This window comes from Xenorhabdus khoisanae (genome assembly GCF_001037465.1).
Classification (GTDB): domain Bacteria; phylum Pseudomonadota; class Gammaproteobacteria; order Enterobacterales; family Enterobacteriaceae; genus Xenorhabdus; species Xenorhabdus khoisanae.
Genome location: NZ_LFCV01000152.1, coordinates 1 through 9,226, shown reverse-complemented (window position 1 = coordinate 9,226; position 9,226 = coordinate 1). Strand labels below are relative to the sequence as shown.

General features: G+C 43.2%; 8 protein-coding genes. 3 read left to right on the top strand and 5 right to left on the bottom strand.

The genetic code is table 11. From position 1 onward, the window contains the following. Window positions 1-212: 212 nt before the first annotated feature. Window positions 213-689 carry a DUF2846 domain-containing protein gene (locus AB204_RS18315; protein WP_200898266.1) on the top strand — a complete coding sequence of 159 codons (477 nt, stop codon included), beginning with the start codon at window positions 213-215 and terminating at the stop codon, window positions 687-689. A 134-nt stretch (window positions 690-823) separates the two neighbouring features. On the opposite strand, the gene AB204_RS18310 is transcribed toward AB204_RS18315, so the two are convergent. The 3 genes from AB204_RS18310 to cysJ are packed head-to-tail and all read right to left on the bottom strand — an operon-like array spanning window position 824 to window position 5,116. Next, window positions 824-1,558, bottom strand: a complete 735-nt coding sequence (locus tag AB204_RS18310; protein WP_047964821.1) for a phosphoadenylyl-sulfate reductase — start codon at window positions 1,556-1,558, stop codon at window positions 824-826. Further along, window positions 1,555-3,294, bottom strand: a complete 1,740-nt coding sequence (cysI, locus tag AB204_RS18305; RefSeq protein WP_152671577.1) for an assimilatory sulfite reductase (NADPH) hemoprotein subunit — start codon at window positions 3,292-3,294, stop codon at window positions 1,555-1,557. The genes AB204_RS18310 and cysI overlap by 4 nt, the downstream gene beginning before the upstream one ends. A 1-nt stretch (window position 3,295) precedes the next feature. After that, window positions 3,296-5,116 carry an NADPH-dependent assimilatory sulfite reductase flavoprotein subunit gene (gene cysJ, locus AB204_RS18300; RefSeq protein ID WP_047964819.1) on the bottom strand — a complete coding sequence of 607 codons (1,821 nt, stop codon included), beginning with the start codon at window positions 5,114-5,116 and terminating at the stop codon, window positions 3,296-3,298. A gap of 275 nt (window positions 5,117-5,391) precedes the next feature. Between cysJ and queD the strand changes: the two genes are divergently transcribed. Continuing rightward, window positions 5,392-5,754, top strand: coding sequence for a 6-carboxytetrahydropterin synthase QueD (gene queD / locus AB204_RS18295; protein WP_047964818.1), 363 nt, complete (start codon window positions 5,392-5,394; stop codon window positions 5,752-5,754). A 34-nt stretch (window positions 5,755-5,788) separates the two neighbouring features. Here the strand turns inward: queD and queE are convergent, their stop codons facing one another. Beyond that, window positions 5,789-6,460 carry a 7-carboxy-7-deazaguanine synthase QueE gene (queE, locus tag AB204_RS18290; protein ID WP_047964817.1) on the bottom strand — a complete coding sequence of 224 codons (672 nt, stop codon included), beginning with the start codon at window positions 6,458-6,460 and terminating at the stop codon, window positions 5,789-5,791. A gap of 169 nt (window positions 6,461-6,629) precedes the next feature. Here queE and AB204_RS18285 point away from each other — a divergent pair, with 169 nt between their 5' ends. Then, window positions 6,630-8,015, top strand: a complete 1,386-nt coding sequence (locus tag AB204_RS18285) for an amino acid permease (RefSeq protein ID WP_047964816.1) — start codon at window positions 6,630-6,632, stop codon at window positions 8,013-8,015. Between the two features lie 78 nt (window positions 8,016-8,093). Here the strand turns inward: AB204_RS18285 and AB204_RS18280 are convergent, their stop codons facing one another. Next, window positions 8,094-8,888 (bottom strand): endonuclease/exonuclease/phosphatase family protein, encoded by a 795-nt coding sequence (locus AB204_RS18280; RefSeq protein ID WP_047964815.1) that lies wholly within the window; start codon window positions 8,886-8,888, stop codon window positions 8,094-8,096. Between the last annotated feature and the right edge of the window lie 338 nt (window positions 8,889-9,226).

The following is a 9,226-nucleotide window of genomic DNA, read 5'->3' as shown; positions in this document are numbered from 1 at the left end:
CTCAGTGCCTCTTGAAAGTTTATGTCGGTGCGGAAAATAGTTTAGTCTTTGGCACAGGCACACAAATACAAAATATTCGCAATATAGGTGATGGTGGCTATTATTTATTCTTGGATGACGACTACTTCATCCGGATTGAAGTACGAGCATATTAAAGCACCTCAGGATCAGGTCGGAAGTTCTTTTACTTTTATATAAAAGGTTCTATTTCTATGATGAATACCAAAAAATTACTTTTATCGGTTTCTCTTTTTAGCGCTTTGCTTCTTAGTGGTTGTGCCAGCGTACCTCTTGCAACTGAACAAGACTCAGCAAAAGCCAAAAATTTCTCTGATCCAGAGAAGGGCAGATCTGGTTTATATATCTACCGCGATAGCTTTGTCGGTAAATCTCTAAAAAAAGATATTTATGTTGATGGGAAATGTATTGGAGAAACAGCGGATAAAACTTTTTTCTACACACAGGTATCAGGTGACCAAGACCATAAAATATCTACCGAATCAGAGTTCTCCCCAAATGATCTGCTTATTTTTACTGAATCTGGAAAAAATTACTTCATAAGACAATACATAAAAATGGGTGTTTTTGTTGGTGGTGCTGGTTTGAGTGTGTCACCAGAGGACGAAGGAAAAAGGGTAATATCTAAGGCAGATGTTCATCTTGCAAAGGAAGGGCATTGTGATAACTGATTTTTGGCATAACGACACGATGCCAAGTTAACAGCAGTATCTGAGAATGTTAGTGATTATGTTTTATGTAATCAAATTCTAATTTAGAGGTGGCCGAATTAAACGGCCACTTCTATAAGAACTCAGAAACCAATTCAACTTTCGTGCAAACCACACTCACGCTTCAGGCCAAAAAAACGCGTTTGTTCTTCACTCATGCCCGGTTCCCATTTTTGCGTCGTATGGGTATCCCCCACAGAGAAATAGCCTTCTTCCCACAATGGATGGTACTCAAGGCCATGTTGAGTCAGGTATTGGTGTACGCGGCGGTTATCCCAATCAATAATTGGCAGGATTTTGAAAACACCTCGCTGAATTGCCAGTACAGGCAAATTAGCACGGCTTTCTGATTGCTGACGACGTAAACCTGCAAACCAACTCTGTGCTTTCAATTCTTGCAATGCGCGGTTCATCGGCTCAACTTTGTTGATTTGGTTATAACGTTCAATACCTTCTATTCCCTGCTCCCACAGTTTGCCATAACGTGCTTCTTGCCAAACGGAGGAATGCTCTGCACGAAAAATCTTCAAGTTCAAGTTAAGTTTTTCGGTCAGCCTATCGATAAATTGATAAGTTTCGGGAAATAAGTACCCTGTATCGGTAAGAACGACGGGAATATCCTGATATTCCCGTGTCACAAGATGTAAGCAAACGGCTGCCTGAATACCAAAACTAGAGGAAAGCACAAATTCGCCGGGTAAATGTTCCAGTGCCCATTTCACGCGCTCATGAGCATCCAGCAATTCCAGTTGTTGATTAATATCAGCCAATACTGTGATTTGCTGTTCTGGAGTTAGTACCGTCAGATCCGGGAGATTCAATCGGCTCATACAGCCTCCTGCCAGTCATAAAAATCGACTGCTGAATTCAGTACCGGCTTGATGATATCGGCGCGGATCAGGAAGTCGCCAAAACATTCATTGGCATGACGCTCTGATGCCCAACGACTAATTAATGTATCCAGTATCTCAATGATCTCTGCTGATGTGATATTTTCCCTGTACATGCGGGGAATTCGACTACCAATGCGGTTTCCTCCCAAATGCAGGTTATAACGATCAGGAGCTTTACCCACCAGCCCTATTTCTGCCAGCATTGCCCTGCCGCATCCATTGGGACAGCCAGTGACTCGCAAAATGATCTCTTCATCGGCAACACCGTGCTTTTCCATCAATGCATCAATATGGTCAACAAAAACCGGCAAGAAACGTTCAGCTTCGGCCATTGCCAATGGGCAAGTGGGAAATGAGACGCAGGCCATAGAATGATGACGCAGTGTTGTTACGCTATCATCAATTAAGCCATGAGCACGGGCAATTTGTTCAATCCGCGATTTTTCACTTTCCGGTATTCCCGCCACAATCAGGTTTTGATTGGCAGTCAGACGAAAATCGCCTTGATGGATTTTTGCAATTTCTGCGATCCCTGTTTTTAACGGTTTCTCAGGATAATCCAGTAAACGACCATTTTCGATAAATAAGGTTAGGTGCCATTGATCATCAATGCCTTTTAACCAGCCAATCTGATCGCCCCGACTGGTAAATTCATAGGATCGGACAGCTTCAAATTTCACGCCAGCACGCTTTTCAACTTCCTGTTTGAATGTTTCTACACCCACGCGCTCAAGGGTATATTTGGTTTTGGCATTTTTGCGCTCAGTTCGGTTGCCCCAATCACGCTGGGTTGTCACGATGGCTTCTGCGATCGCCAATGTATGCTCTAGGGGAATGTAACCAAATTCACTCGCCAAACGGGGGAATGTTTTCTTATCACCGTGAGTCATGGCTAATCCACCACCTACCAACACATTAAAGCCGATCAGCTGATCATTTTCCGCAATAGCAACAAAGTTCATATCGTTGGCATGCAGATCAACGTCATTTTGTGGCGGGATCACTACTGAAGTTTTGAATTTACGAGGCAAATAAGTCTTGCCAAGGATCGGCTCTTCATCAGTTGTGGCAATTTTTTCTTTATCCAACCAGATTTCAGCATACGCGTTAGTCCGTGGCAGCAGATGTTCCGATATCTTTTTAGCCCATTCATAAGCCTGTTGGTGTAAAACAGATTGCACGGGATTGGATGTGCACAGCACATTGCGATTGACGTCGTTGGCTGTCGCCAGTGAATCCAGTCCCATCAATGCCAGCAGTTGATGCGCAGGTTTAAGATTATTTTTTAAAATGCCATGAAACTGGAATGTCTGCCGATTGGTCAACCGAATGCTGCCGTACAGTGTATTTTCTGTCGCAAAACGATCAATGCCCAGCCACTGTTTGGGGGTAATAATTCCCCCCGGCAAACGACAACGCAGCATCATGGCATGGCGCGGTTCGAGTTTTTGTTCTGCGCGCTCAGCCCGGATATCACGATCATCTTGCTGATACATACCGTGAAAGCGGATAAGCAGGAAATTATCTCCCTCAAACCCACCTGTCAGCCCATTTTTTAAATCTTCGCTGATGGTTCCTCGCAGGTAATTGCTGTCTAACTTCATACGCTCACTATCTGCAAGTTTACCTTCAACGATCAAAGGCCCTTGTTTTTCTTTGCTCACATTGCTCATGTTAGTAAACATCTCTCTGATAACGGCGCTCAAGGCGCAATTCACTCAAGAATTCATCAGCCTGCTCGGTATCCATACCACCATGTTGTGAAATAATGTCCAATAGGGTTTGTTCTACATCTTTTGCCATGCGATTAGCATCGCCACAAACATACAGATGCGCACCATCCTGAATCCAACGCCAGACTTCTTCGCCTTGCTCATGTAGTTTGTCTTGTACATACACTTTATGTTGCTGATCCCGTGACCATGCCAAATCAATGCGAGTCAACAAACCATCTTTCACATAACGCTGGAATTCAACCTGATACAGAAAATCCTCAACAAAATGTGGATTGCCAAAAAACAGCCAGTTTTTACCTTCTGTCCCCTGACTATCACGCTCTTGCAAAAATGCCCTGAATGGGGCAATGCCCGTTCCCGGCCCAATCATAATGACAGGTGTATTGGGATCAGCGGGCAAGCGAAAATTATTATTCTTTTCGATGAAAACGCGGATACCATCGTCTTCCTGCAAGCGATCAGCCAAATAACCTGATGCACCACCAGTACGCGCTCGCCCTTCAATGTCGTAGCGAACCACCCCTACGGTAATGTGGACTTCATTTTCAACTTCAGATTGTGAAGACGAGATGGAATAGAGCCGGGGTGTCAGCGGGCGCAGTAAGTCAACAAATTGTTGAGCTTCAGGGTGTGCAGCAACGCTTCTGACCATATCCACAATCGGTGTTGCCTGAGCATATTTCTGCAATGCCTGTTTATCAGCCACTAATGCCAGCAGCTTTTCATCTTTCGCCAATGTGGCATACTTCTCAACAATTATGCCGGTGTTTTGAGTCAGCTCTATATGACTTATCAGAGCCTCACGCAGTGGAAGTAACTTGCCATTCACATTAACTTGTTCTGAACCTTCCAACCAAAGCAGGGTTATTAATTCATCCACCAAAGCGGGATCGTTTTCAAACCAAACTCCAAGGGCATCCCCCGGCTGATAAGTCAGCCCTGAATCCCCCAGATCGATTTCAACGTGGCGAACATCTTTGTCAGAACCACGTCCCGTGATTTTTTGGTTGGACAACAGCGATGCAGCCAGGGGCATTTCCTTGGTATACGTCGCACCCACTGAATCCATTTGTGCAGCTGATATCGCCTGAGTTGAAACAGACTGAGCAGAGGTGGCTGATTTTGCCTGTACTGACAGGCGCTGTTGTAAAATATCTGTGATTTGGCGGTGCCATTGTTCGGCCTGTTCTTGATACTCGACATCAGCATCAACACGATCCAATAAGCGTTGTGCGCCAAGCTCATTCAGACGGTTATCAAAATCTTTTCCTGCCTGACAGAAATTTTCATACGAAGTGTCTCCCAAGCCAAATACCGCATAAACCGTATCTTTCATTGATGGCGCTTTTTTGGAATAGAGATATTTATAGAGTGCTACCGCCTCTTCTGCTGGTTCACCTTCACCTTGTGTCGAAGCAATAATAATCAATACCCGCTCTTGGGAAATCTGTTTAAACTTATAGTCACCTGCGTTAATCAAGTTCACATTGAGATTTGCAGCCAATAATGAATCTCTAAGTTGTTCAGCTAAACGACGGGCATTACCTGTTTGTGAAGCAGAAAGCAAGGTAACTGTTTCCTGCATAGATACAGCGGGCGTCTCCACCTCAGTTTGTGGCTGGTGATTCACCATTCCCCAAAAATAGCCGGATAACCAAGCTAATTGATGTGATGAAAAATCACTCGTTGCTGATTGCAGGCGTGATAGCTGTTCTGGAGAAACAGGTAATAATACAGTTGAAGGTGGTTTTGCGGTCATTGTCCAGTGCCCTTTGTTATAGCGAATATCCATGCCGGTAGAATAAATAAAGCACAGCAATCATAAGCATGGATTAATTATCAGGTTATCCCAAAATAGAATGAGTAATTAAAGAAAGGATCGCAATATCTCATAACCAAAATGCCTAACTTTATTTACAGATTTAATATATCGATAAAGTTGTTAAGCGCTGTGTTTTATTCCTCCAGAAAAATCACGTTAAGCGCACAAAGTTCAGGTAGAATAGCCGGCCTTTTGAAATCGGGGAACGCATCATGATTACAACTATCTTTAAAGATTTTCAATTTGAAGCAGCACATCATCTTCCACATGTTCCTGAGGGGCATAAATGTGGACGCCTGCATGGACATTCATTTATGGTACGCGTGGAGCTTACCGGAGAAGTCGATCCCCTCAGCGGCTGGCTTATGGACTTTGCCGATGTAAAAACTGCTTTTAAACCCATTTGGGAACAGCTTGATCACCACTATCTCAATGAAATTCCCGGGCTTGAAAATCCAACCAGCGAAGTCCTGGCCAAGTGGATATGGGGACGGCTGAAACCGACATTATCCCAACTTAGTGCCGTAATGGTGAAAGAAACCTGTAGCGCAGGTTGTATCTATCGAGGGGAGTAAGGATTCAGCACCAGAATCTGGTGCTGAATGAATTTTAGGCGATATTTAAATATTTATGAGTCTGCATTGAAAAACGCCAGTTTCGGGCAATACACGTTTCAATGCACAAGCGGGTAGCTTCTTCTTTCTGACTAATGGGTTGTAAAGCAATTATCGGAGCAGAATTGCCATCAAGCATCGTCAGCAATTCATCCAATGCTTCAATATCGCGCTCCCGCCCAACAGGATGCTTAATTTCATTTGCTCGCTTCATGGCTTCAGGCAAAACCCGATATCCACCACGCATTTTTACCTTCGGCGAAACTGTCACCCACGTTTTTTCAGAGCACTGAATTTCGTGTGTACCACTTGTCTCTATCTGGCATTGATAACCTTCACTTTCCAGTGTTTCAGTCAGAGGACGCAAATCATATAAGCATGGTTCGCCTCCGGTAATCACGATATGACGCGCGCTATAGCCTTGACGAGTGAATATGCCAAGTAGCTGCTTCGCTGTCGCCACGCCCCAGATATCGCTGTCTTGCGATTTCAGTAAGATGTTTTCCATAGGCTGCTGTTTATCAGCCTCTTTCTCCCATGTATGCTTGGTATCACACCAACTACACCCTACCGGACATCCTTGTAAGCGAATGAAGACCGAAGGAACACCGGTAAACACCCCTTCTCCCTGTAAAGTTTGAAAGATTTCATTTATTGGGTAAATCATAAAAAAACTCTGGTTTTACTAATCTGCCCGTTATTATTACAGATATCTATCCCGCGAACATCCATCTTTATGGTATGGTATTGGGTTGCTTTTGCTGGCATCTCACGCCAGGCAGAGCATCGTATGCCTAAAATACTCTCTGGCATGAAAGGATAGATGGGAATAACGAATGCAAAATAATGAAAATCAGCTTAAACAGGGCCTAAGCGTGCGGCACATCCGCTTTATGGCTTTAGGCTCTGCAATAGGCACGGGGCTGTTTTATGGCTCAGCAGCAGCAATTCAGCAAGCTGGCCCCGCTGTATTGCTGGCCTATTTAATCGGCGGTGCTGCCGTATTTATTGTGATGAGAGCACTTGGCGAAATGGCCGTTCATCATCCCGTCTCCGGTTCTTTTTCACAATATGCCAGCCATTATCTGGGGCCTTTAGCCGGTTTTCTGACTGGTTGGATCTATATTCTTGAAATGCTCTTTGTTTGTCTGGCTGATATTACCGCATTCGGCACATATATGAAGCTGTGGTTCCCTCATGTTGATCAGTGGATTTGGGTATTGGGAATTGTATGCTTTATTGGTGCCCTGAATCTATGCCATGTAAAGATCTTCGGTGAAATGGAATTCTGGCTTTCTATCATCAAAGTCACCGCTATCATTGCTATGATTATAGGTGGTATTGTCATTATGTTTTACGGTTTCGGGCAAACAACTGAACACGCTACCGGCTTTTCCAACTTATGGGAGCATGGCGGTTTTATGCCAAATGGCATCGGTGGAGTGATAGCTTCATTTGCCATTGTGATGTTTGCTTTTGGTGGTATAGAAGTTATTGGCATCACCGCTAGCGAAGCGAAAAATCCCGAAAAGACGATCCCTAAAGCAATCAATGCTGTTCCGTTTCGTATCTTGATCTTCTATGTCTTGACCCTGTGTATTCTGATGTGTATCTATCCATGGAATCAAATTGGTCAGGAAGGAAGTCCATTTGTACAAATTTTTTCCAATCTGGGGATTAATTCAGCCGCAAATATTCTGAATATCGTGGTGATTACCGCTGCTATTTCGGCTATCAATAGTGATATTTTTGGTGCAGGCAGGATGATGTATGGTATGGCCCAAGAAGGACAAGCACCTAAGTCATTCAAGAAACTGACTCGCAATGGTGTGCCGTGGATGACAGTTCTTGTTATGACATCAGTTCTGTTACTGGGTGTGGTTCTGAATTATCTTATCCCTAAAGAAATTTTCATTCTTATCGCCTCTGTCGCTACATTTGCAACGGTTTGGGTATGGTTGATGATCTTGCTTTCCCATACCGCCATGCGCCGCAAAATGAGTGCAGAAGAAATCAAGACACTAAAATTTCCAATTCCAATGTGGCCAATTGCCCCGGCCATTACGATCGTTTTCATGATCAGTGTCATCGCATTGTTAGGCTATTTTGAGCAAACGAGAGATGCTTTATACGTTGGAATAGGTTGGGTAATTTTGCTCACACTGGCTTACCTCTTCGGTGTGAAGAAGAAGCAATCAACAACACGTCCCTCAAATCAATAATTTTTTAAAAAAGCGTCGATAAATTTCGGCGCTTTTTTATTCCTTCAATCAATAACCACCAGTTATTTTCTTCATCAGTTATAGAGAGAAGTTCACAATCAATGGGTTGTGATCAGAAGCAACTGTCGTTAAAACAGTGGCATTCAGGACTTTTAGTCCACGATAAAAAACGAAATCCAACGGCTTACCAAAAACAATCGTTCTGTGATCATCATCGAAATACACTTCTTCAAGTTGCATACGATATGCAAAACGCGCCAGAACTTTTAATCTCTGGCGACTCCACGCATTAAAGTCTCCGGCAAAAATAACCGGGCCGTCATGCAGCCTTATGTGGATACCAATATTGTCCAGCTGCCTGCTATAAACATCGACACCAAGACTGAAATTAATGGCATGAACGTTTATCACCATCAATTGGCGTTCATCCGGTAATGGGTAAATCGTGATTAATGAGGACTTAGATAGCCTGAGTATTGGCTCTTTTTCGCGAAGTGGGCAGCAATAAACAGGTGAAGAAGATGCCAATGTCATCACACCCGATGGATGCTGAGGTATGACAAATGCCGGAACTTGATCTGCAACCAAGCCACTGGCTGTAATGAATTTCAATAAATCCGGGGTTGTTTGCGCTTCTTGCAGTAAGATAAGGTCGTTCTTCTCAGCTAAAGAGGTCAGAACACTTTTCCATAGTGGGCGTTGCTGCTTATAGATATTCCAAATAGCGATAGAAAGTTCATTATTGCTGGCAAGAATCGGTTCCCCACGTGGCAACGCGGCTTCTTCTAATAATTGTTTAGAAGTAGGAAAAACTTGCTCTACAGGCTGCCCCGCGACATATCGCATAGCATAATTTTTTTTCGCATACCTCATCCTCATATTTACAAGCTTTCTTTCATACAGCCTTCTCGCGTAGCTTTTTCTTTCCAAGCTTACCTCCGCCATACGCCACCCTATTCACTACTTAATATGACATACACGTTATTGATTTCAATCTCCTATACATAAAAATTGACTCAACGATGAGAAAATATATTAATAACATGCGTTATTATAATAATTTATAAAAAACTTAGTATTAATATCTAATAAATATAACATTATGCATTCAATAATATAATTTTACTTGACGAAATAATAACGTAAGGATAATGTTTTATTTACTGGCTGTCATACGACCAAAAAATCACTGGTATAACACTATCTTCATC

Bases quoted from the DNA above. Each gene is read 5' to 3' on its own strand.
- AB204_RS18310 (WP_047964821.1), bottom strand. From the start codon at position 1,558: ATGAGCCGATTGAATCTCCCGGATCTGACGGTACTAACTCCAGAACAG.
- queD (WP_047964818.1), top strand. From the start codon at position 5,392: ATGATTACAACTATCTTTAAAGATTTTCAATTTGAAGCAGCACATCAT.
- AB204_RS18315 (WP_200898266.1), top strand. From the start codon at position 213: ATGATGAATACCAAAAAATTACTTTTATCGGTTTCTCTTTTTAGCGCT.
- queE (WP_047964817.1), bottom strand. From the start codon at position 6,460: ATGATTTACCCAATAAATGAAATCTTTCAAACTTTACAGGGAGAAGGG.
- AB204_RS18285 (WP_047964816.1), top strand. From the start codon at position 6,630: ATGCAAAATAATGAAAATCAGCTTAAACAGGGCCTAAGCGTGCGGCAC.
- cysI (WP_152671577.1), bottom strand. From the start codon at position 3,294: ATGAGCAATGTGAGCAAAGAAAAACAAGGGCCTTTGATCGTTGAAGGT.
- cysJ (WP_047964819.1), bottom strand. From the start codon at position 5,116: ATGACCGCAAAACCACCTTCAACTGTATTATTACCTGTTTCTCCAGAA.
- AB204_RS18280 (WP_047964815.1), bottom strand. From the start codon at position 8,888: ATGAGGTATGCGAAAAAAAATTATGCTATGCGATATGTCGCGGGGCAG.